This is a genomic window from Desulfosporosinus hippei DSM 8344 (assembly GCF_900100785.1).
In the GTDB taxonomy this organism is placed as follows: Bacteria; Bacillota; Desulfitobacteriia; order Desulfitobacteriales; family Desulfitobacteriaceae; genus Desulfosporosinus; species Desulfosporosinus hippei.
Window position 1 is genome coordinate 31,017 of sequence record NZ_FNCP01000008.1, and the last position, 23,456, is coordinate 54,472.

A 23,456-nucleotide genomic window follows, 5' to 3' on the forward strand; every position below is an offset into this window, starting at 1 on the left:
CAAAGACAACAAAGCTGAGAAATTCTTCACAGGCTGAAAATGATCGAAAAGGAGGAGGAAATATGTCGAAACGCTTGTATCGATCTAGCCTTAATAAACAAATAGGTGGGGTTTGCGGAGGAATAGCTGAGTACTTAGATCTTGACCCAAGTCTTGTCCGGATTGCAGCTATTCTACTAATGTTCGTTGGTGGAACAGGATTTTTGGCCTATCTGGTTGCCTGGTTCGTAATCCCATTAGATAGTTAAAGAGCATCTGCTACGAGTTCAGCTATATCCATACTTTGCATATCTACACTCTTAGAACTTACTGCTTCACTCAAGGTCTTCAAACATAATGAACAGGCACTAACCAAAATATCAGCCTCAGTTCTCATAGCCTTTTTGACTAAAAGGCTATGAATTTTTTTATCTCCCTTATCCTCCATCCATATACTACCACCACCTGAGCCACAACAAAAAGCCATTCCTTGATTATTCTTCATCTCGAGTAATTCTAACCCAGGAATTGCCTTCAAAACTTCTCTTGGAGCATTATAAACCTGATTGTATCTTCCTAAATAACAGGGATCATGGAAGGTAACTTTGCTTCCGTTGGATTCTTTGAGTATTATTCTCTCGGAACGAATAAGCTCTAGGATGTATTCCGAATGATGCATCACTTGATAAGAACCACCAAACTGAGGATAATCATTTTTCAAGGTGTTAAAGCAGTGAGGACAATGTGTCAAGATTGTTTTGAATTTATATCCGTTTAATGTTTTAACATTCTCATAGGCCAACTGCTGAAAGAGTTTTTCGTTACCGAGGCGTCTGACGGAATCTCCGCAACACTTTTCCTTTCCTCCCAATACCGCATAGTCAATTCCTGCTTTATCTAGAATAGTAATCATTGACTGAGAAACCTTCTGATTACGCGATTCATATGAGCCATAACACCCTAGCCAATACAGGACATCCGTCTGTTTTTTCTCACTCTGCTGTGGTGAGGATGCTAATTCTAAATTAGAAAAAACCGATCTTACATTGTTTCCCCAGGGATTTCCGAATTCAGAAATATTATTAAAGACCGATTGAATCTCAACAGGAAAACCATTATCTGAGGAAGTAAGGCCTCTGCGCAAATCAACAATTCTTTTTATATGTTCAATGTAGATCGGACATTTAACCTCGCAAAGTCCACAAGTTGTACATGACCAGAGGGTCTCTTGGGAAATCACCTGATCGATTAAGGTCGTAGCTTTTTTCTTAGAATGCTTTTTTAAGGTTTGTACCAAAACTCTTGGAGACAAGGGTCTTCCACTTAAATGTGCCGGACAGCCTTTCTGGCATCTTCCGCAAGAAATACAAGCATCTAATTCCAGCAGCTGTTTCATGCTAAATTCATTATAATACCCGGCCCCAACCCTCTTCTCACCTTCTGACAAACAATCAACCGGAGTCAAAGTGCCAATGTGTGAATTGGATTTTAAGAAGATATTAAGTGGAGAGGCAAACATATGAAACAACTTTGAATAAGGAATATAGGCAATAAACCCAAAGGTCAATAACATATGAAAATACCAGATAAAGGCATGGACAGATAGTGACAACTCAGTGGATAAACCGAATAATTGAAGCATTAGAGCAAACAAAAGCCCCACCGGTGACCACCATGCCCACGGGTCATATACAGAGTAAATTCTTAAACCCTCTAAGAAAAACCCCGTTAGCAGAATTGAAATTACAATGATTAATAAGAGGGCATCGTCTAGTGTATAATCCTCATGGTCGGGTTTATCGATATATCGTTTGTAAGCAGCCATCAATATTCCAACCATTGCCAAGAGTCCAGACAAATCGAGCAACAGGCTTAAAACTAAATACTTCAGCCCATAGAATAAGGGAATCCCAAAATGATCCTGAATAGCAATAACCAAGGTTCCGAAGGTTAAAACTATAAAACCATAGAAAATTCCTAAATGGGCATAACGGCGAAAGTCCCCTCTAAAAACTCCCTGGTCGTGCCTAGCCATTGTAGAAATAAACTCTCGAAGCCTCAAACTCAAATTATCAAATGCCAAAGCTCTCCCCTGCTGCCAACCCCTAATCTTGTTAATGGTTCCAATCGTAAAAACAACCAAGGCGATCAGAGCAAAAGCATACATTGTAGACTTCCCGTCAATATTCCAATAGAGCTGCCTAGTCGCCTCCATATTACACCCCAATCATAATCCAATTTAGTTTACTAATCTTGACGTTCACTTTGAGTTTCCAGCCAATTAATGACGTAGGTAAGTATTTCTTCTTTCGCCGGCTCATTATGTAGCTCGTGAAATAAGTCTTTCCAGATTTTTAGCGTACAATTTTCAGGTACAAAGGCTGCAAATTCCTTAGATCCTTCAGGAGATGTAATTTTGTCTCCTCCGCCATGCATTAGCAATAAAGGAAGATTAAATTGATCGGCATTTTTAATAGCCCAAAGTCCTGCGCAATCCATAGCTGTAAGTAAACCAAGAGAGATTTTATTATGAATATAAGGATCTTCTTGATAGGCTTTAATAACCTTCGGATCGTGAGAAAGGGCATCTAATAGTAGTCCACTGGAAACTGTAAAAGTTGGCCACAGCTTACTTAAAAATCTTACCAGTACCTTAAGCAGTGTTGGAGGTTCAACCCCTAACTTGAGCCAGGGACTTGTTACCACCACCCCGGAAAACTGGGGTTGTCGACGCAAAACATAATTTAGCACTAAGCTGCCGCCTAAACTGTGTCCATATAGAAAAGAAGGGAAACCTGGTAAACGTTTTGAGCACTCATTTTTAAAGCAGGTAATATCATCTAACAGCCTATCGAAAGATGGCGAGTGCCCTCGCTGGCCTTGTGACTTACCGTGACCGCGTTGGTCAAAGGCAGACAATGCAAACCCCGCCTGAGTTAGTTTCAGAGCCAGATTGGCATAGCGCCCACTATGTTCTCCTAAACCATGAACCAGGAAAACAACACCCCGAAGCTGACTGCTGACCGGCTGCCACTCCCGTGCAAAAAGTTTAGTTCCATCATTTGTCTTGAATTCAAATTCGGTGTACTTCATATTATCCGCCCTTCCAAATCGAACTCGCAAATTGACACCTTTCACTTTAACATATCATACAACAAATACTTCAACAAATCATATCACCAATTGTTTTACAGAAATATTAAGGAGCACTCGCAACGAGTGCTCCTTAATATTAAATTTCATAATTTCTTGATTACTCGCAAAAATAAAAACCGTTTTATAGGAATCACAATAACAGTGTCATAGCCAAGGGATTAAGATTCAAACTAACTGAGAAGAATGGAAGAATGTATTTAACCCATAAAATTATAAGGCAAATTTTGACCTTCCAAAGCTTTCGTAAGATTTGTCTGAGTGACTGTTTGATGGGAGGCATGCCACAGAACCTGTCCTTGGCTAATCAGCAGCGCTTGAGGAGATTGATGCTTAACCGTCATTTTTTCAGCCACAAAATTCGAAGTGGAGCGAGATTCAATCACTTTGATCATAACCACAAGCACTTCATTGTTGCTTTCCCGGATAAACTCCTGTACTTCCACCCAAGCACGAGCACTAATTGGGCAGGTTGTGCTGTGTTTAAAAATAAAAACTTTGCGTAACTGGGACTCAACTAAGATTCCTTCAAACTCTTCAACAGAACTGATTTCTCTGAACTCTGCCATTACTTCCCCTCCTTATATCCATTTAAGTGCTGCCAGCGACAAAAGATGTTATCAAAAAAATCAACGACAATAAATAATCCGACTCCAAGCAAGGCCATCATAATAATCCCCGCAAACATTTCATCCGGTGCAGCACGGCTCCAAGAATCCATGATGAAGTATCCTAAACCTTCGGTAGTTGCAAAGGACTCAGCAAAGAACAAAACCGCAATCGCTGTACCCATGCTTAAACGAAGGGATGTGAAGACATCCGGTAAACTTGCGGGCAAGAGTACATAGCGGTAGACTTGGAAACGGTTTCCCCCTAAGGAACGCAAAGAGGAAATTGTTTCTGACTGTACTTTACGAACCGCATCCCGAGTTGTGACTAATATTTGAAAAAAGACAATGAAGGTAATCAGGAAGATCTTGGAACCGTCGCCTAATCCTAGAAACAAAAGAATCAGCGGCAGAAAGACAATTTTAGGAATCGGATAAGTGATATAGACTAGGGGTGCTAAAAATCGGTCTATCCGACCTTCGTAGCCCATAATTATACCCAAGGGTAGTCCGATTAGAAACGCAGTCAATGTTGATAATACTACCCGATAGGTACTAACCCAGAAGTGTTTTCCGAGATCTGCTTCAAATAAGCGAATAGTGGCGGCGATTGCCGCCTGGGGTGTCGGTAAGAGGGGGGTCTGAAGACTCCAGGCTGCATATTGCCAAAGAGCCAGTAAAAATACTATAGCACCTAAATAGCCCCAGGACTTCCCTTGAAATACTTTACCTTGCAGATTCATCAAGTCCACCCCTTTCAAGAAGTGAACGTACATAGCTGGTCTTCTGGAAAAACTCTTCTGTCTGACGATAGCCAGGTTTTCCAACTAGTGGGTTCGATATTTCCCCCACAACTTTTGTTGGTCTGCCATCAAGAAGCACCAAAATACGGCTTCCTAAGAAAACAGCTTCTTCAATACTATGCGTTACTAAAACTGTTGTCAACCTTTGTTCCTGCCAAATCTCTAAGAGCAACCCTTGTAGTCTTTCCCGAGTTAAAGCATCTAAAGCTGACAAAGGCTCGTCCATTAACAGCAAATCCGGTTGGAGAGTTAAGGCTCGAGCCAATGCGACTCTCTGCCTTTGCCCTCCACTTAATTGACTGGGAAAATTGTGTTTCACTTCTCCTAGGCCCATTTTCCGAATCATTTCCTCAACGAGGGGTTTATAGTTTCTCTTAACCGTATGCCTGACTCGTAACCCTAAACTTACATTTTGCTCAACTGTAAGCCAAGGAAATAGCCCATACTCCTGTAGTATAAAAGCTGTTTTCTGACGGGTACCTTTAACAGACTCGCTAAAAATCTTAATATTGCCCGCCGTAGGCTTCAGTAATCCTGATAGCAGGTAAAGAAGAGTACTCTTGCCACAGCCTGAAGGGCCGATCAAGACTAAGCTCTCTCCCCGTTCAATCGTCAAATTGAAATCATCGTATACTTTAACCTGTGACTTTCCTTGATTATAGATGAAATCACAGTGCGAAACTTCAATCACAGGTTATTCTCTCCTTTTCCAAGGGATATTAGGCATAAAGTGAAAATCTCAAGAACCTAATCAACTGACTATTTAAGACTACGAGCTGGGCAGAAGATTGGGATCAACTAGTTCTTGGTAGTTATAAGCTTGGGGAATGAGGTTCTTTTCTACCATCCATTTCATCACACTCTGAACCTCTTCCTCAGTTGGAAGCTGCAGCTTGGAGAAGGTCGGGGTTTGATAACTATCCTTCAATTCTTGAGGAATCTGGGCTTTTTCCAAGAATAGATCTCGATATTGATCCGGACTATTAGTCAAAGCTTGCCCGGCAGTACCATAGGCCCGAAGGACAGCTTTAATCCCTTCGGAATTATCGTTTATACTATCGGTTCGAAATAGGAAAACAGTTTGAGAAATATTCTTATAAGTATCATCAATAAGTAAGTGAGCTCCTTTTGCTTGAGCCAATGAGGCTAACGGATCCGGAAGACAAGCAGCATTGATCTGGTCTGATAGCAGCATATCTAAGCGCACCGGCATCTTAGGAATTGATACTTTTTTTACACTATCCAGCTGAACCCCTTTATCCAGGAGCATTTGATCACTGACATAGTCAATAATTGAATTTTGAGATATCCCAAGGGTTCCTCCCTTTAAACCAGCTAGGTCTTGGATACCGGATTTAGGAGAAGATAAAATAGCGAAACGCCCCTCCTTTGGGGTTGCCCCCAGCCCTATGGATGCGATCTTCACATCGGCACCTATCTTCTTTAATAAAGCAACTGCCAGCAAATCTGCTACTTGACCATCAATTTGTCCGGCTTGAAGTGCAGCATCTCTTTCCATTGCACTGGCAAAGCTGACTAGTTCTACTTGAACACCTTCTTTGGTGTATAGTTTGTCTTTTTCCGCAACATAGAAGGGCAAATTATCTTCAATAGGCAAGACCCCGATCTTAACTACTTTAGCTTCACTGATTGGAGACTGATTCTCCGATTTTTTAGGGGCTCCGCAGCCAAATACAAAAAAGGCAATACTTAGAACCATTAATACCAGACCAACCCTTGAAATTTGTTTTTTCATTTAATCGACACTCCTCATCTTGAAACTACCCTATTTTAACACAACATAAGCTATTCGACATTTTATCGGCATTACCTTTTAAAATGTTCTTCAAACCACTTATATAATTTATTGGACAATCTATTCTGCTCGATGTATTCCTCAGGAATCTCAAATGGGACAACCGGTGTTGATTCTAGTGCACGTGACAGAATTTCACGAAAGACTACAGCAGGTTCTGCCCCTCCTGAGGTAGTGAGGTAATGGTTATGATCCGTGTTATCATAACCCATCCATACTGCTGCCGTAAGTTCCGGTGTATAACCCACAAACCAAACATCTTTAACCCCTTTGCTGATGTCCGCGAATTCTTCGGTTTGGGGAAGTTCAACTGACCCTGTTTTGCCGGCTGTAGGTCGAGATAGCTTTGCATTTTCACCGGTGCCGTTTGTGACCACATCCTCCAGCATCAGGGTCATCATATAGGCTACGCTTGGAGTGGTCACTTGAGTTGTTTCAGGTTGAGCAAGGTAGAGCACAGTCCCTTCATCCGTAGTAATTTTACTTATGGCATAGGCTTTATTCATAACTCCGAGATTAGCAAATGCTCCATAAGCTTGCGCCATCTGTAAAGGTGTAACCCCTTGAGAAAGACCACCCAAAGCTAAACTAAGGGTGTGATCTTCTTTCTTCAAAGTGATCCCACACCTTTGCACAAAATCTACCCCGCTGTCTATCCCGATCTTATTAAGTAACCAAACTGCCGGCACATTCCAGGAGTGTCGAACAGCTTCTTGCATTGTAATATATCCACGATACTGATTGTCATAATTCTGAGGGCTGTAGCCATTAATATTTAGAGGGTGATCCTCAACCGTTGAATCCGAATTATAGCCCTTTTCTAAGGCCGGGGCATAAACCGACAAGGGCTTCAAGGTAGAACCCGGCTGGCGCAGAAATTGAGATGAAGCGGCATGGTTCAACCCGCGGTAAACTCTCGCCCCCCGATATCCGACTAATCCTCTGATCCCCCCGGTTTTATGATCCAATAAAACCACACCACTTTGAACGAGTTGGTCAGATGTCCCTTTGGGAAAGTAATGACTTTCTTCATAAACCTCTTCAGCTGCTTTTTGGACAAGAGGATCCATTTGAGTATAGATTTTCAGGCCACCCTTGAGAATTTGTTCTTCAGTAAATCCGATGCGATTAATAGCTTCATCAATAACATAATCAACGTAAGGTGAATACTGGCCTGAAAGGTCCTTTAGAGAACCTTTCTTTATAACAATTGGTTGCACAAGGGCCTTCTGATACTCTACTGAGGAAATATAATTCTGTTCCTTCATCAAAGCAAGTACTATATTTCTGCGTTCTAAAGACTTTTCTTTACTATTCAGCGGTGAATAAATGCTGGGGGCTTTTAGCAGCCCGGCAAGTAACGCAGATTCAGGTAATGACAGATCCTCAACCTCTTTATCAAAATAAAGTTGAGCCGCATTTTGTAGACCATAACAGCCCTCACCATAATATATTTGATTGAGATAAGCGACTAAAATCTCATCCTTGTCCAGCACAGCTTCAATCTTTAAGGCATAGGCCGCTTCATTTAATTTGCGGGCAAGAGTTTTATCCGAAGCTAAGAAAAGGTTCTTGGCCAATTGTTGAGTGATGGTGCTTCCACCTTCGGAAAAGTCACCTGAAATTATATCCCGATAAAGAGCACGGATAATTGAACGAAGATCGACCCCTTTATGCTCGTAATACCGACGGTCTTCTACTGCAATTACAGCATTTTTCATAACCAGTGGGATTTGCTGCCCTGAAACAGGTTCTATTCGTGATGATGAAAGCTGGGAAATCCGGTTGCCATTTTGGTCATACAAGTAGGAAGGTCGTGCCAGAGGTGTTTGTAACTTACTAATATCTAATGAGGATATATAAGCCGTAATTCCACCGGTCAAACAAATGATAAAAACTAAAAAAACAACTCCCAGTCTTTTCCAATATCTAGCAAAAAGTACACTCACCTTAGATTTCTGCCCCTGAAGTGTACTCATATCTTCCAACTAAATCCCTTCTTTCTATAATCCTATAAATGAACTTTGATTAATTTCGAGACTCTTGCTTCTAACAATTGGGTTTTCCTTAAGCTTATTTTACCACAATGTACTTACAACAAAAGCTGAAACATGTCAAAGAAATAAGAAAGGTAATTATTCACCATAATGACAAGAGCCTCTCACCAACTTTATGAAGTCAGTAAAAGGCCGGAAAACTCGATGAGTATATATATCATATTCTGAAGCACCTAGGGATTTAAGATCGTATTAGAACAGGGTGTCTTACATTTAAAGAGCTGATGTGTCCACCGGACTAATCCGCTTTCGAGCTGGGGTTAAAATTGCCAGAATTCCCCCAACGATGACGAATCCCCCTCCCACTGCCTGCAAGAGGGTTATATTCTCATTGAATATAACAACCGCTAAAATAACAGTCATCACAGGCTCAGTTGTACTGATAATTGAGGCAGAAGTCGGACCCATACGCTTCATACCCTCAAAAAATGTCAGCATAGCTAATATCGTCGAGAACAGAACAATACCCCCAATTCCCAGCCACGTGCCCCAGGAAAGATTCCAGGTTGTTCCGCCTATTGGTAAACCGATTAGGCCATAGGTAAATGCTGCAGAGGTCGAAATTACAGAAGTACTTACTAAAGGAGTTGTTGTTTTTAACAACTTGTTGCCAACGATTATATAAAACGAGTAGACGAAGGCAGCGCTAAGAGCAAGTATAACCCCCAGATAATTAATCCCTTCCAATGCTATGCCTAAAACCAAGACTAAACCAAAGGTTGCGATAATCAAGCCAGCCAACTTGAGTAAAGAAAATTCTTCTTGCTTTGTCAAAACTGCTATGATGGTAACAATAACGGGATAGGCATATAGAAGCAACGCAGCTAAAGATGCCGGGATATATAATACTGAAGATATGTACAAACCGGCCATCATAGAATATCCAACTCCGCCCATGCCCCATAGTATCAGCCAAGTCTTAAGGGGCATGCGCGGGAATCCTTCTCGCCAAATAGTTATCGCCCAGAATACTAAGGATGCTATGGAAAACCTAACAAATAATACGGTAGAAAGACCTGCCCCTCCTCCAAAAACTACTTTTCCTAAAATCGGGTACAAGCTAAAACCAAATGTGGAAATAAGTATTAATGAAACCGCTAATCCTGTCGACTCTTTTTGATTTATCATTTTTTTCTCCATATCATAAGCGGACTTATTTATCTCAGTCGATTAACATCTTTAACATCCTTTTACATCTTTTAGGATGATTACTCTATTATCCAGGATTCTTGAATTCCTGTCAATTAGCTTGTTTAGGACTTTTCTTTCATCCCTTTTATTTTTTGTCTTCTAATTTTATACCTTATAAGAAAAAGGGATCAAGCTATAAGCCTAATCCCAAGTTATATTAAATAACTTTTACTCGATTATTTAACATTCTTTATAGCATTTTCCCCAAATTGCTTTGTGACAACTTTCTCGTAAGGAGCTATTTTGTTAAGCTCTCCGGCATCTTTAATGATTTGCTGCAAGAGATAAAAATCATTTTCTTGGAGAATAGGGTCTGTTTTCCAAGAATTTTGTTCTTTATAACGCTTAATAGCACTAATAAGAATTTGGTCATTCTCTTCAGGAAATTGAAGTTTTATAGCCAAGGCAATTTCTTCAGGAGTATGGCTTGCTACCCACTTCTGTCCTTTATAGATGGCGTTGGTAAACTTCTGAATAAGCTCTGGATTTTTTTCGATCATGCTCTTCTTGGCAAAATAGGCAGTATAAGGTATTTCCCCACTCTCTTTACCTAAAGAAGCAACAATATAGGCTTTACCTTCTTTCTCCATGCTTGATGCAGTAGGTTCAAAGATAATTACATAATCTCCTTGCCCTCCGATAAAGGCACCGGGCATTGCCGCAAATTGCATCGTCGTGTCAATGGTGACATCTTTTCCTGCCGCCATACCATTTTTGCTCAACACATACTGGAGGACAATAGCTGGCATTCCACCTTTACGTCCGCCGATTACGGTCTTTCCTTTCAGGTCACTCCATTTAAAGTCAGGATCAGGTTCTCTGCCCATTAGAAAGGTTCCATCCCCGTTGGTCAACTGGGCAAAAACAACGCTGTTATCCTCTTTTCCCTCGTTATGAACATAGACGCTCGCCTCAGGTCCGGCGAAGCCAATATCTACTTGACCTGATAATACGGCAGTCATAACTTTATCTGCACCTTGGCCATTAGTTAGTTCTACCTCAAGCCCTTCCTCTTTAAAGAACCCCTTACTCATTGCTACATACTGGGGAGCATAGAAAACAGAATGGGTAACCTCTGATAATTTAACCTTAGTCAACTCACTTTGCTGGCTGCAACCAGAGAGCACCATAGAAATTCCAAGGATCACGGTAATAAGTACGGGCATAAATCTTTTTCTAAACATGTCGCTCCTCCTTTATATATTTAAGCTTTTACATACTGTCCTAATCATTGGATCAAGCCTTGTTTTTCACAAGCATCCTTTCAAGGTAAACCACCCCCTGATACATGACCGCTGCTGCCACACCTAAAATAATGACACTAGTCATAACTAGGTCTAGTTTAAAAACTTGCCCCCCGTAAACGATGAGATAACCTAACCCCGCTTTGGAAACTAAAAATTCTCCAACAATAACCCCTACCCACGACAAGCCCACATTGATTTTCAAAGCATTGATAATCGTAGGATAAGAAGCCGGAAGCACTACTTTTGTAAGAACTTGATATTTTGAACCGCCGAAGGTCTGAACAAGTTTGATCTTCTCTTGATCAACCGTTAAGAAGCCGTTTAACACTTCCAAAACTGTGACGATCAGTGAAATAGCTAAAGTCATAACAATAATCGCCGGAGGCCCTGCACCAATCCATACAATGAAAACTGGGCCCAAGGCAATTTTAGGCAAACTATTGAGAATTACTAAGTATGGTTCTAAAATTTTGCACAAAAATTCAGACCACCACAACATTATGGCTATTATCGTCCCGACAAGGGTTCCTAAGACAAAGCCCAAGAAGGCTTCCCAACAGGTTATTCCAATATGATGAAAAAGAACCCCATCTTCATAAAGGCGAACCATTGTATTAAAAACTCTCGACGGCTGACTTGTAATAAATGGATCTACTATTTTGGTATTAGCACATATTTCCCAAAGCAAGAAAGCCACACCAAAGATTAGTATTTGAATGACCCGCACTGAGATTTTTTCCATCCTAACTCGGTGTAAGTAATCAATGTGTTCCTGAGAAATCTTTGTGACTTGAGTCTCCTTCGAAACCCTGTCGTCTTTCAACTTAGACATGGACATCTAACCCCTTCCATATCTCTTGAAAATAATATCTGAATTCGGGAGTCTCCCGAGACGAAAAGGGGGTTCTGTTCTTTATATCGAAATTAATTTCATAAATATTTTTCACTTTGCCAGGTCTTTTGGAAAGCAGAATAACCCGGTCAGACATGCTTATGCTTTCGGATATGTCATGGGTAACAAGTAAGGCGGTTTTATTCTCTTTTTTGATAATGTCATAGATATCATCGTTAACAATTAAACGAGTCTGATAGTCTAATGCCGAAAAAGCTTCATCTAATAACAGGATTTGGGGATTGGTCACCAGAGTTCTAATAAGAGCCACTCTTTGTCTCATTCCCCCAGAAAGTTGATTGGGATATTTGTCCTTAAATTCATAAAGCCCATATGTTTTTAGAAGTTTAATGGCATGCTCTTTTGCAGAGCTTGTAACAGTTTTTCGAATTTCCAGGCCGAGCATAACATTTTGAAAGATTGTCCTCCAGTTAAAAAGGTGATCTTTTTGTAACATATAGCCAATTTTCGGAGATGTCCCCGTGACCTTTTCCCCCGATAAGAGAACCGCACCTGAGGTAGATGCTATTAGGCCTGAAATGATTGATAATAAGGTTGACTTCCCACACCCGCTTGGGCCGACGATACTTACAAATTCTCCATCTTGAACCGAAAAATTGATATTTTCCAGCGCTGTAATTTCCCCGTTTAGAGATTGATATTTCATGCCAACATTATGAACTTCGACAACTGGTTTCAATGGCATCCCCCCCTTAAGCACATCCCGGTTTTTAATAGTGTATTGGGAAGTCTCCTAAACGGTGAGGGATTCGAAAATTTACCAGTTTTCTGAGTTTAAATATTAGAAGCCAGAATTAGTTAAAAAAAGGTGTTGTGGTGTTGTGGGGACGGTCCTTTTAACACACGAATGTGTGTTAAAAGGACCGTCCCCACAACACCACAACACTAATTATTCTGTAAAACCTTTTTCCTTCATATCACTAGCCTTTTGAAATAAGGCCATTCCAGTATTCATTTTTCTAAAATTTAACCGTTCGTAAAACTTTTCTTTGCCAGGTGATGCATATAAAATTAAGTTGCACATTGGAAGAGATTTTACAATATTATTGATAATCATTCGTCCTATCCCTTTGCCTTGATACTCCGGTAATACTGCAATATCATATAAAGCGGCTTGATATACTCCGTCTGAAATTGCACGACCAAAACCAATCAGTTTTTCTTCGTTAAAGACAAATACTACCGTTTGACTGTTTTCAAAAGCTTTTTGATGGATTTCCGGAGCATAATTAGCCATGCCAACTTTTCTTAAAGTTTGAGACACATAATTCCAGTCAATATTCAAACAATTATTCTTGATTATAAAGTCCATAAGCTTCCCTCCTGAAATAATAGCCTTATCCTACCAACATGTAACTCATTAAAGGAGTAATGCGCAAAATGGAAATAACTACGATAGTAAAAGATACTCCCATGCTTACGATGTTTGGAATAATATTTATTGTGGTATTTGATCCTACTTTTGTCGCGAATAAGAATAATGTGCATAAGAGCGTCAGTCCATGGCTTTGGCTAACGTGGTAAGCTTATTGAGCGTCTTCCAATTACGTACAGTAGCTGATACACCAAGTTTATAAAGGTTAGTAGCAAGCTTTGAATTTCTAATACTATGATTGAATAAGAGAAATACGTCTCGCCCTATAATTCGATACTGGTCGTTTACTTCTCTGTAAGCGTCCAGCAATGCAATATTTTCTTGCAAGGGTAGGTGGGTTAATAGTGCTACATATTGACTCTCTGCTTGAGTAGATGCCTCCGCATCAGCTAATTCTTCCGCTGAAAATGGGCAATTAGAAACCAGTTGTTCCAACTCCGCCGACGTTCTCAAAATAACCGTAAATGGAAATCCAAAAACCGCCTTAATTTCATGCTCAATTTTTCCCCGCAGAAATTCCTCTCCTTGGTTTGATTTGAATAATACGTTGCCACTTTGTATATATGTCTTGACATCACAAAGTCCGATAGCTTCAAATACTTTTTTCAATTCAGCCATCTTTATAACATTCTTTCCACCTACGTTTATTCCTCGCAATAGTGCTATATAAACAATCATAATTACAGGTCCCCTTTGTCAGTAATCATATGCAAAGGTGGTACAATGCCGTCCAACTTTAATCAGCAGATAAGATGGGATTATACAATTACTGCTCTCATCTTCTGCAATTTCGCTTTGTATTCCTCTGTGCGAAGGAAAAAGCTGTTTAAGCGGATGTTTTGAATTGGTTCATAATTCTCTTTAAAAGGTTTTTTGTAGCTATCTTGGTTATTTTCATATCCATTGTTTACACATGGAGATCTAATTTATCAATTGCAACTCTAATCCGTTCACAACCTTCTTCAAGAGTTGAACGAGAGCAACCGATATTAAGACGGGCAAAGCCTTCTCCGCCAGGGCCAAATTGAAAGCCTGGATTTAGTCCCACCCCAGCCTTGTGTACTAAGAACTTCTGTAATTCCTTGGGATCCATCCCTAAATCCCTGAAGTCTAACCAAGCCAAATAAGTCCCTTCGGGCTGAATCAGCTTAACATGAGAGATTTGAACAAGTGACGATATTAAGTAATCGACATTTCCCTGTAAATAGTCCATCAACTGATTTAGCCAATCCCAGCCATATTTATAGGCTGCTTCTAAAGCCGTAATACCAAAGACATTAGGATTATGTATCCCAGTCAAATCCCGAGTCGCTAGAAAAGCTTGTCTATAGTCCGGATTCGATATAATTAAGTTGGACGTCTGTAAACCAGCAAGGTTAAATGTCTTGCTTGGTGCTGTACAAACTACCGACTGAAGAGCTATTTCAGGTGAGAGAGTAGCAAAGGGAATATGGCGATGCCCTTTATAAATAAGATCTCCATGAATTTCATCAGAGATTACTAAGACCTTATAGGTGAGACAAAGTTTTCCCAAGCGTTCGAGCTCCTCCCGCTCCCAAACCCGCCCAACAGGATTATGAGGGTTACACAGAATCATCATCTTGACTCCGTTAGAAAACTTGTCTTCTAAATCCTTATAATCCATAACATAGCGGCCATTTTCAAAAATTAGTTGGCTATTGACTAGCTCACGATGGTTATTTTTAATAGCGTTAAAAAAGGGAGGATATACAGGGGACTGCAGAAGAACTTTATCTCCAGGCTTTGTTAAGCTTTTTACTAATTGATATAAGCCAAAAACGATTCCCGGACTAAAGGTCACCCAATCTCGTTGGATCTCCCAGCCAAAGCGCTGGTGCAGCCAGTTAGTTAAGGCCTCATAATAACCGTCCATTCCATCTGAATAGCCAAAGATTCCATGCTTAGCACGATGAACTAAGGCTTCAATAACAGCCTCAGGAGCTTGAAAGTCCATATCTGCAACCCATAAGGGCAAAACATCTTCACGTCCAAAAATCCGCTGATTGAAATCCCATTTTACAGAACAAGTCTGGCGACGATCGATTATCTGATCAAAATTACAGTTCATTTTCATCTACTCCTTTCGTGTTGAGGGGACGGTCCTTTTAACACACATTTGTGTGTTAAAAGGACCGTCCCCTCAACACGCTTATTCGGCGGCTTCCTTAATTGCCTGGACTATTTTATTGTACCCAGTACATCTACATAAATTACCGGCTATTGCAGTTTTAATCTCTTCTTCCGAGGGAGTAGGATTCTTCATTAATAGTGCTTTAGCTGACATTAACATTCCCGGAGTGCAAAATCCACATTGAACAGCACTATTTTTGATGAAGGATTCCTGTAATTTGTCTAGTCCATCTGTTTCAAGAGCTTCAATTGTCAGGATCTCTTGACCTCTAATTTGGGATGCAAGAACCAAACAGGAATTAACAGCTTTACCATTTATAATTACCGTGCAAGATCCGCACTCTCCTTCACCACACCCTTCTTTAGTCCCCGTTAGCCCTAGTTCTTCTCTCAACAAATCAATCAACCTCAGGGTTGGAGAAACCGTCAGATTGTACATTTTTCCATTAACCGTAAACTCAATTTGCATGCTTGCCACCCTTATCCTCTGCCTTTTGATATTCTTTTCCTAAATACATATCTTTACTCATCCCATTAATAAAGGACACGTCTCATTCGTACCTCATGCCTGAAACATCGCGCCTCGCATTCAGAGCAGCTATAATCTTTTCCGGTGTCAGAGGCAAATTTGACAAAGATGTGCCCAAGGCATTGTTAACAGCATTGACTACCGCCGCGGCCACCGGAACAAAGGCAATTTCTCCAATACTCTTTGCGCCATAAGGCCCTTTATCTCCACCCTCTTCGATCAAAAGAATTCTCACCTCAGACATGTCCGGTGCATTAAGTACATGATAATTTTTCAAGCTTCTGCTTAGAATACTTCCATCAGTCTTAACCTTTATTTCTTCGTATAGAGCATAACCAATCCCCATTTGCACAGCGCCTTGAATCTGCCCCTCAACCATCCCGGGATTGATAGCTTTACCAATATCATGGGCCGCCAAGTAATCCTTTACCTGGACTCTTCCCGTGGCTGTGTCAACTTCCACCTCGGCAAAATGTACAGCATAAGCACCTGGGTTGGACGTCCCATGATAGGTATGAGTAAGCACGATGTCCGTATTATACTTAAGTTTGGCGGTTGTGGCGATTTCTCGATAACTTAGAGAGTGCTGTTCATCTCCCCTAACCCATACTCTGCCAGCGCCATTTTCTAAAGACTCAATAGGTGTATGGAATATTTGTGAAGCACATTCCAATACTTTTTCTCTTACCCTCTGGGAAACTTCGTAGGCACAAGCGCCACATATATAAGTAACCCTGCTACCGTAAGAACCAAAATCATAGGGACCGTTTTCCGTATCCGCTTCTAAGGTCGTAATAAATTTAGGGTCGATGTCTAGGACTTCTGCAACAATTTGGGTAATCGAGGTAATGGTTCCGCACCCTAATTCATGGAGACCGGTGTTCAAAATGAAACTGCCATCCTCATTCATTTTCAAGGTCATGGTACTATGTTCGGGAAATCCTCCGTACATTCCATTTTTATGGGCAGCACAGGCTAATCCTACTCCTCTGCGGAATCTGCCTTGATTCGGCGCTATATTCCATCGGTGAAACTTCTCACTCCAACTGAAGGTTTCGGCACCTTTCAGGAGACACTCTCTGACACGAGCATTCCCTAAAGAAATTTCAGAGGTCTTATCTAAGTCATAAGGATGGATAAGATTCAGGAGCCGAAATTCTATAAGATCTATTCCTAACCCTTTCGCCACAGCATCCATATGAATTTCGAGAGCAGTCATGATTTCCGGTGCACCCCATCCTCGTGCTCCACCGGCTACAGGGGTGTTGGTATAAACGGTTTTGCCCCTGTGTTCATAGTAAGGGATTCTGTACAATTTACATATCTTCTTGGCCATTACATAAGTATTGTCAATAGAACTTGTCGCATACGCTCCGGCGTCTAATACGGTATCTACTCTACAGTCAACTAATCGACCATCTTGGTTAACCAGGGTTCTTACCCTGGAACTCGTTGCGGGTCGGGTCATTGTAGATATAATGGTCTCTTCTCTCGTCAAGGTTAGTTTGACCGGACGCTTTACCTCCTTGGCCAGAAAAGCAGTTAGGGGTTCAAAAATAATTTCTTGCCTGCCGCCGAAAGACCCCCCCATAGGAACTTTAATGACTCTGACTTTGTTATAACTCAGTTCCAGCAAATCAGCTACCACAGTTCTTACCCCAAATACTCCTTGGCAGGCAGCCCAGAGAGTGAGCTTGCCGGAACTGTCGTAATCCGCCAGACAAACATGGGGTTCCATAGCCGCATGATGCACTTTTTGAGTATTGGTTAAAGTTTCAACCTCAACACAGTTTTCGGCAAAATCTATCTCCCCGATTTTGTATTCAAATTCATGGAGCAAGTTCCCTGCAGAATGAATTTTGTCCGCCTGTTCCTCAAGAGCTTTTTCGGGAGTATTCAGCACACGCAATTCTGCATAGTCTACTTGAATAAGATCAATAGCCCGGGTGGCGATTTCTTTGCTGACAGCTACCACAACGGCAATGCGATCTCCGACAAAGCGAGCCTTCTCTGTTAAAAGACGCTCATCCTCTAAGCAAAACTCTTGGTCAGGCACTATTCTATAACGACTGTAGGTTTTAGCAGGAGTATTTAGATGAGTAAATACTCTTACAACTCCCGGTAAAGCCTCAGCTTTACTCGTATCTATATTGGTAATGTGAGCATGAGCGATTGGACTCAAAAGCAGTTTGGCATATAACATATTTGGCAGACTCATATCACTTAAATATTGTAGACTACCGTTTACTTTCTGCTCTGCATCATGAATTGGAAAAGTGCGCCCGACATATTTATAATCCTTGTCCAATACTCTCACTCCTCAGCTTTACCTTGTGAATCTACGTTAACCCTTTTCAACGTTGATTTGTTTACTCATTGTACAGACATTACTTTTGGTATATATTCTAAATATCTTTATATAACAAGATCGAAAATCAAACCTAGCAAGGAGGCTAATACAATGTTTAAGTTTAATGTCGAGGAAGAACTATGCTGTAAAATAGAAGGCACGGGTAAATTCATTGCTAAAAAAGGAACCATGGTCGCCTATAAAGGGAACTTTAAGTTTGACAAGATGTTGCTGGGACCAGACAATGGCGGAGGTGTCATGGGCTCTCTGCTTGGTTTAGCCAAAAGAACTCTAACCGGAGAAAACATAGAATTAATGACCGTCGAAGGGACGGGAGTCATTTATTTAGCAAAAAATGCTTATCATGTCTCCGTTTTCGAACTTGAACCCGGGGATTGTCTTTCTGTTGAGAGTGAAAATCTACTAGCCTTTCCCACTGACTTAAAATATGATGTGCGTTTAATAGGAAGCGGAGTATTATCACAAAAGGGATTAGCCTCCACTGTTCTCACAAATATATCAAATCAGCCACAACAAGTTGCGGTAATGACTGATGGCAACCCGCTAATGTTAGAAGCACCTTGTGTTGTCGATCCAGATGCTGTCGTAGCCTGGACAAGCAGTCCTAACGGCGGCGGGGATCCAAGCGTGTCTATGAATAACTTCAGCTGGAAAACAGCGATTGGACAGACCTCCGGAGAATCGTATCAATTCCAATTTAACCAAACAGGTCAAATGGTTCTCGTTCAACCCTCCGAACGATTATCCGAATTAAAAATTAGTGTGGATTAGTATGTAAAATATCGCCTTATTGTTGATACTCAAATATGTGTTTATCAAATCTAGCTTTCTATTAATTATAGCATTATTGCTACTGTTATGTTCAGTCAATTCATCCTAATCGAACCATTTTATTTTACGGAGTGTTATATCTCTGCAGGTAGAAAGAAGCAAATACGCTTATTTGTAGATAACAAAAGTCCCCTCGTCAATTTAAACGAGGGGACTTTCTGTAATGCATTGACATCTTACTACTTATATCCACTCATGATGAAATGATAATCATAGTTTGTTTCTAACTCTTAATTACGCCAGTTTAAAGCTCTAAAGAGCGCAGTAGCACCTTCAGCACGGCTCACAGTATCACGTGGTGCCAGAACTTGCCCTTCTACCTTGATTATCCCTGTACTGCTGGCTAGAGCAATATATCCCAGGGCATCCGAACTGATTTGATCAGAATCCTGAAAACTTACTTTGTAAATATCCTTGAGCTCTGCAAGCTTGTTCAGCTGGATGTAGCGGAGTAGGACTTTAGCGAGAAGTTCTCTATTTACAGGATCTCCAGGCTTCAGATCTTCTTTCAGCCAGCCCAGTTCTTTAGCTTTACTGATAATCTCTTTATCGGTAAGGCCAGTATTTCCCCATAATCCAAAACGGCTAAGGTACATAGCCCGCAGCATTGAACTTACGCTCATTTTCTCAAGGGGTTTAAAGCTATTGCCATAATCCCCAAATAAGCCGGCTTGCCCAAGTACTGTGATCTCCGGTGCTCCATTAACGCCAGCCAGATCGCTGAAGGTAAAGGGTTTGGGACCTTTTTCAATAGGCTGACCCTGATAGTCCAGTAATTCACCACTTTTGGCATCCAGAATGTTGGAAACTTGTATATTGCGATCTTTGATTGGCAAATACACTAACCGCAAGTCTCCGGGTATTCCATTGCTATATATACGAACATAGGTGAGGGTTAAGGAACGTGCTTTCAGAAATGATTCTACAGCTTTGTCTTTGCTGAGAATTCCCGTTACACTTGGCAAATCATAGTCTGACCAGTTTAGTTCATAATTCGTAACTTTGCCGGACACAGGATCCACATTGACAATCATGCTATTTTCCGGGAACGCTACCCCATTAACAACCCGACCATATGAAAAGGCTTGATTATTCCATGGTTCAGGGTTCATTTTATACATCAAATCCGTTTCCGGATCTAAGGTGACTTGAGTGAAACGTTCAGGCTGAACTTTTTTAAGAAATTCTTCAGCAACTTTTTGGGCTGCTGCCCGGTCTAGTTTGACATCATCTTTGCCGTTTTGTTGAGTAGAGATGGAAAATCCAAGTAGTTCGCCCGTTGTTGCACTTACTCTTGCATTAAGATATTGGGGGTTTCCCAGCTCTTTATCCGTTTCAACACTGTTCCAGTCAAAACTCCAAATACGCTTATCAGTACTGCGCCAGTCTTTACTCAAATTAGCACTGCTTAATGTCAGGCTATTCGGAATCTCAACCCAACGCTTCACAGCAGCAATTGCCTCATCTTGTTTAAGAAGCTTTGAGGTTCGTTCTACTTCTTGTTGTTCCTGAGGAGTTAGAATTTGTGACGAGTTACTTGCCTGACTAGCCTTTTCTGCCTCGGCTCTGCCCATACCACCAACTCCGTAGGCGTCTGTAGACAACCACTCACCCGGATTGAGTTGAAGGGGTTTACCCGTTAAAGCATCAATTGCCCCACCACTATTGTCCCCGGTTAATTGGTAAACAAGCTTTGCTTCTTGCTTTTGACCTACAAGCATAGGTTTGTATCCTGATGGAACCCAATACAAGAGTTTGAAAAATGGTGCTTCAGCAAATGCTTGCTGGGCTTTTTCGACACTAATCACTCCATTTACATCAGGTGCCTTGACATCATTCCAATTGAGAGTATAGGAATTAATGTGTCCATCTTTACTGGAGACTTGTACATTTACTCCATTGCCAAGAAAGGGTACGCCATTTATGAAGCGTTGATATTGAACCGAATAATAAAACGGGCCATAACTTAGGGGTACAACCTCCGACTCACTTGGAATTAACTTCAGTTCCTCAGTTCTCTTACCCAATAACTGGCTCAACAACTTATCGCTGATTTCTTGAGCACCCTCTTTATTAATGGTCGGAACTGGGGGGCTACTGGCCAATTGATCTTCATTTTTCCAATAATTCATGCTGACAATATCACCATTAATGGCATTAACTTCTGCTGCGAACTCTCCTGGTTGTTCCGATGTGCCGTTCCAACGTAAAGCCCAAACCTGGCGTCCATTATAAGTATTATAAGAAGAGTTAAAATCCTTATATTGATTAGGAACGTCAAAGTTAGTCTTAACAATCTGAATTGCTTTTTCCAGACCCACCTGAGGTGCGGCCAAAATCCCTACAGCTTCAGCAGAACTAATTTCCCCAGCCAATACGATAGGCGCAGAAACTGTTGGAACAAGTAAAACTGCAACTACAGCCGCGGCCAAGAAAGAACGCCAATTTTTCTTCATTGTATTACCTCCAATTTCGTGATTCAATGTTCGATATTCGCCTATCGAACTCTATTGATTTATAGAGAAAAAATGATCTGTCCAGCCAAGGCTGAAATACTACTGCTCGACTTCTCCTATCCCCTCCTTCTGCTTATACTATATTCTTGCTCCTTGGGCATACATGATCAATATGATCTAAGTGATATGCTTTCAAGCTCTACACTTCTTATAGACGTAGTTTAGCGGTGTTTCTGACAATAAACTTATCGACATTTTTATGTATAATTCGCAGATTGTCGTATTGAATATCGACGTTACGCTACTACTTAGAGGCTGACTATAGGTAAATAGGCCATTTGCTTAAGAATACGCAAATGACCTACTTATAAGTATTACAAAAGTCTAGCCCTTGTAATACTTTTCTCACCATATTTCTCTTTGACTAGATCAAGCACTTTAGTAAGGTTCTCTCTTTCTAGCCGAGGCTCTTCAAATAAAGAAATTTGATTTTCGTGCTGATCTGTCAGGTTCGACATGGTAACCCCTATCAAGCGTAGAGGCTGTTTAAGGGATAATTCCCTTAACAAGCTACAAGCCTCTTGAAATATAACATCATCAAGATCCGTCGCCCGATGAATAGTCCGTGATCGGCTTAAGGTGCGAAAATCTTCATAACGGACTTTCAAAGTTACAGTTCTTCCTCTTAACGCCTCTTTACGCAAACTTCGACCTACGTCAATAGCCAGCATTAACAAGGTCTTCTCCAGCAAATCACCATCGCTAATATCTGACTCAAAGGTGATCTCTCGACCGATGGACTTAACCACCCGGTCGCTTTCCACAGGTCGATGGTCAATTCCCCGTGCCAATTGATAAAGCTGACTTCCTAATGAACCAAAGAGCTTAGTTAAGAACTTCAACTCTAAACTACGCAAATCTTTGACTGTATTTATCCGATGCCTGTGCAATTGCTCCGCTGTTTTTTCACCGACTCCCCAAATTCTTTCGATTGGCAGCGGATCAAGAAACTCTTGAACTTTATCCGAGTGAACAACCACGAAACCATCAGGTTTTTTCAGATCTGAAGCAAGCTTTGCTAAAAATTTATTACATGCAAACCCAACAGAAGCCGTTAAACTTAATTCTTGCCGGATGCGCCGTTTAATCGTTAAGGCAATGTCCTCTGCCGGCCCAAATAACCTAGTTGAACCTGTAACATCCAAAAAGGCCTCATCAAGGGATATTGGCTCTACTATTGGGGTGTAGGTCAAGAATATTTGCCTGATTTGCCAGGATACTTCCCGATATTTCTTGGCATTCACCGGCAGGAAAACCGCATCAGGACAGCGCCTGGCAGCCTCTGCAACAGGCATTGCCGAACGTATTCCGTATTTACGGGCTTCATAGGATGCCGCAGAGACGACCCCCCGGCTATTCGGCCTGCCTCCGACTACGACAGGTTTACCCAACAAAGAGGGATTGTCCCGCTGTTCAACAGAAGCATAGAAAGCATCCATATCCACATGTAATATCTTGCGATAGTTCGCCAAATCTTCCATGATTTCCTCAATAGTTAAGATACTATTCTTCTTGTTCTTCTTTCATGGGACAAGAATTGGTCAGGTCGACAACTGCTGAGACTTCTTTCCATTCTGCTTCTTTAATATTAATAGTTTCTAAGAGCAAGATAAGATCCGATCTGCCAAAATATGCAGGATTTCCTTGAGGATCTAAGGTCATTAAAACCACCGGCATACCTTTAAACACAGGGAGTAATCCTTTTATAATGGTTGAAGCATTAAATGAATTCTGGAATACGGTTGGTTGTACTGAAACCACGGCAATTGTTTTGTCTTGTACTGTTACAACAGTGCTTTCAAATGTAGTGTTCAATGTAAAATTCATCTCCTAAAATATCAAATCATTCCACCAGTTCTAGTTCGACAAACAGTCAGAAAACCCTTTTACTCTAGAAAAGGCAATCCGAAAAATCT

At 41.1% G+C, this 23,456-nt stretch carries 21 protein-coding genes; 2 read left to right on the plus strand and 19 right to left on the minus strand.

Features of this window, described 5'->3' with window-relative positions; genetic code table 11:
- Positions 1-62: 62 nt before the first annotated feature.
- The gene (locus BLS16_RS08655) at positions 63-248 is read left to right on the plus strand and encodes a PspC domain-containing protein (protein WP_014903024.1); all 186 of its coding nucleotides are present in this window, start codon (positions 63-65) and stop codon (positions 246-248) included.
- Here the strand turns inward: BLS16_RS08655 and BLS16_RS08660 are convergent.
- From BLS16_RS08660 to BLS16_RS08735, 16 genes are all read right to left on the minus strand, one after another.
- Positions 245-2,194: a (Fe-S)-binding protein gene (locus BLS16_RS08660; protein ID WP_092332333.1), complete on the minus strand. Its 1,950-nt coding sequence runs from the start codon at positions 2,192-2,194 to the stop codon at positions 245-247. The genes BLS16_RS08655 and BLS16_RS08660 overlap by 4 nt on opposite strands.
- A 32-nt stretch (positions 2,195-2,226) precedes the next feature.
- Entirely contained in the window at positions 2,227-3,072 is an 846-nt protein-coding gene (locus BLS16_RS08665; protein WP_242876238.1) for an alpha/beta hydrolase, read from the minus strand.
- A gap of 260 nt (positions 3,073-3,332) precedes the next feature.
- Positions 3,333-3,701 (minus strand): bacillithiol system redox-active protein YtxJ, encoded by a 369-nt coding sequence (gene ytxJ / locus BLS16_RS08670; protein ID WP_092332338.1) that lies wholly within the window; start codon positions 3,699-3,701, stop codon positions 3,333-3,335.
- On the minus strand, positions 3,701-4,483 hold the full coding sequence (locus BLS16_RS08675; protein WP_092332341.1) for an ABC transporter permease: 783 nt from the start codon (positions 4,481-4,483) through the stop codon (positions 3,701-3,703). The genes ytxJ and BLS16_RS08675 overlap by 1 nt, the downstream gene beginning before the upstream one ends.
- Positions 4,467-5,234: an ABC transporter ATP-binding protein gene (locus BLS16_RS08680; protein WP_092332343.1), complete on the minus strand. Its 768-nt coding sequence runs from the start codon at positions 5,232-5,234 to the stop codon at positions 4,467-4,469. The genes BLS16_RS08675 and BLS16_RS08680 overlap by 17 nt, the downstream gene beginning before the upstream one ends.
- Before the next feature lie 78 nt (positions 5,235-5,312).
- Positions 5,313-6,299: an ABC transporter substrate-binding protein gene (locus BLS16_RS08685; RefSeq protein ID WP_092332346.1), complete on the minus strand. Its 987-nt coding sequence runs from the start codon at positions 6,297-6,299 to the stop codon at positions 5,313-5,315.
- A gap of 71 nt (positions 6,300-6,370) precedes the next feature.
- Positions 6,371-8,338, minus strand: a complete 1,968-nt coding sequence (locus tag BLS16_RS08690; RefSeq protein ID WP_242876245.1) for a transglycosylase domain-containing protein — start codon at positions 8,336-8,338, stop codon at positions 6,371-6,373.
- A 291-nt stretch (positions 8,339-8,629) separates the two neighbouring features.
- On the minus strand, positions 8,630-9,544 hold the full coding sequence (locus tag BLS16_RS08695) for an EamA family transporter (protein ID WP_092332351.1): 915 nt from the start codon (positions 9,542-9,544) through the stop codon (positions 8,630-8,632).
- Between the two features lie 239 nt (positions 9,545-9,783).
- The gene (locus BLS16_RS08700) at positions 9,784-10,791 is read right to left on the minus strand and encodes an ABC transporter substrate-binding protein (protein ID WP_092332354.1); all 1,008 of its coding nucleotides are present in this window, start codon (positions 10,789-10,791) and stop codon (positions 9,784-9,786) included.
- Between the two features lie 52 nt (positions 10,792-10,843).
- Entirely contained in the window at positions 10,844-11,686 is an 843-nt protein-coding gene (locus BLS16_RS08705; protein ID WP_092332357.1) for an ABC transporter permease, read from the minus strand.
- Positions 11,679-12,446, minus strand: a complete 768-nt coding sequence (locus BLS16_RS08710; RefSeq protein ID WP_092332359.1) for an ABC transporter ATP-binding protein — start codon at positions 12,444-12,446, stop codon at positions 11,679-11,681. Before BLS16_RS08710 ends, BLS16_RS08705 begins: the two co-directional genes overlap by 8 nt.
- Before the next feature lie 210 nt (positions 12,447-12,656).
- Positions 12,657-13,079 (minus strand): GNAT family N-acetyltransferase, encoded by a 423-nt coding sequence (locus BLS16_RS08715; protein ID WP_092332362.1) that lies wholly within the window; start codon positions 13,077-13,079, stop codon positions 12,657-12,659.
- A gap of 183 nt (positions 13,080-13,262) precedes the next feature.
- Entirely contained in the window at positions 13,263-13,820 is a 558-nt protein-coding gene (locus BLS16_RS08720) for a DUF1697 domain-containing protein (protein WP_092332364.1), read from the minus strand.
- A 229-nt stretch (positions 13,821-14,049) separates the two neighbouring features.
- Positions 14,050-15,231, minus strand: a complete 1,182-nt coding sequence (locus BLS16_RS08725) for a MalY/PatB family protein (RefSeq protein ID WP_092332367.1) — start codon at positions 15,229-15,231, stop codon at positions 14,050-14,052.
- An 81-nt stretch (positions 15,232-15,312) separates the two neighbouring features.
- Complete coding sequence (locus BLS16_RS08730) at positions 15,313-15,762, minus strand: (2Fe-2S)-binding protein (protein ID WP_092332369.1); 450 nt, start codon at positions 15,760-15,762, stop codon at positions 15,313-15,315.
- Between the two features lie 82 nt (positions 15,763-15,844).
- Positions 15,845-18,139 (minus strand): xanthine dehydrogenase family protein molybdopterin-binding subunit, encoded by a 2,295-nt coding sequence (locus BLS16_RS08735; RefSeq protein WP_242876239.1) that lies wholly within the window; start codon positions 18,137-18,139, stop codon positions 15,845-15,847.
- Positions 18,140-18,283: 144 nt separating this feature from the next.
- On the opposite strand from BLS16_RS08735, the gene BLS16_RS08740 reads away from it, so the two are divergent.
- On the plus strand, positions 18,284-18,964 hold the full coding sequence (locus BLS16_RS08740) for an AIM24 family protein (protein WP_092332373.1): 681 nt from the start codon (positions 18,284-18,286) through the stop codon (positions 18,962-18,964).
- Between the two features lie 290 nt (positions 18,965-19,254).
- Here the strand turns inward: BLS16_RS08740 and BLS16_RS08745 are convergent, their stop codons facing one another.
- The 3 genes from BLS16_RS08745 to BLS16_RS08755 all read right to left on the minus strand — a co-directional run bounded on the left by BLS16_RS08745 (position 19,255) and on the right by BLS16_RS08755 (position 23,355).
- Positions 19,255-21,480, minus strand: a complete 2,226-nt coding sequence (locus BLS16_RS08745; RefSeq protein WP_092332375.1) for a YcdB/YcdC domain-containing protein — start codon at positions 21,478-21,480, stop codon at positions 19,255-19,257.
- Between the two features lie 374 nt (positions 21,481-21,854).
- Positions 21,855-23,021 (minus strand): DNA polymerase IV, encoded by a 1,167-nt coding sequence (gene dinB / locus BLS16_RS08750; protein ID WP_092332377.1) that lies wholly within the window; start codon positions 23,019-23,021, stop codon positions 21,855-21,857.
- A 22-nt stretch (positions 23,022-23,043) separates the two neighbouring features.
- Entirely contained in the window at positions 23,044-23,355 is a 312-nt protein-coding gene (locus BLS16_RS08755) for a hypothetical protein (protein ID WP_092332379.1), read from the minus strand.
- Positions 23,356-23,456: the final 101 nt, after the last annotated feature.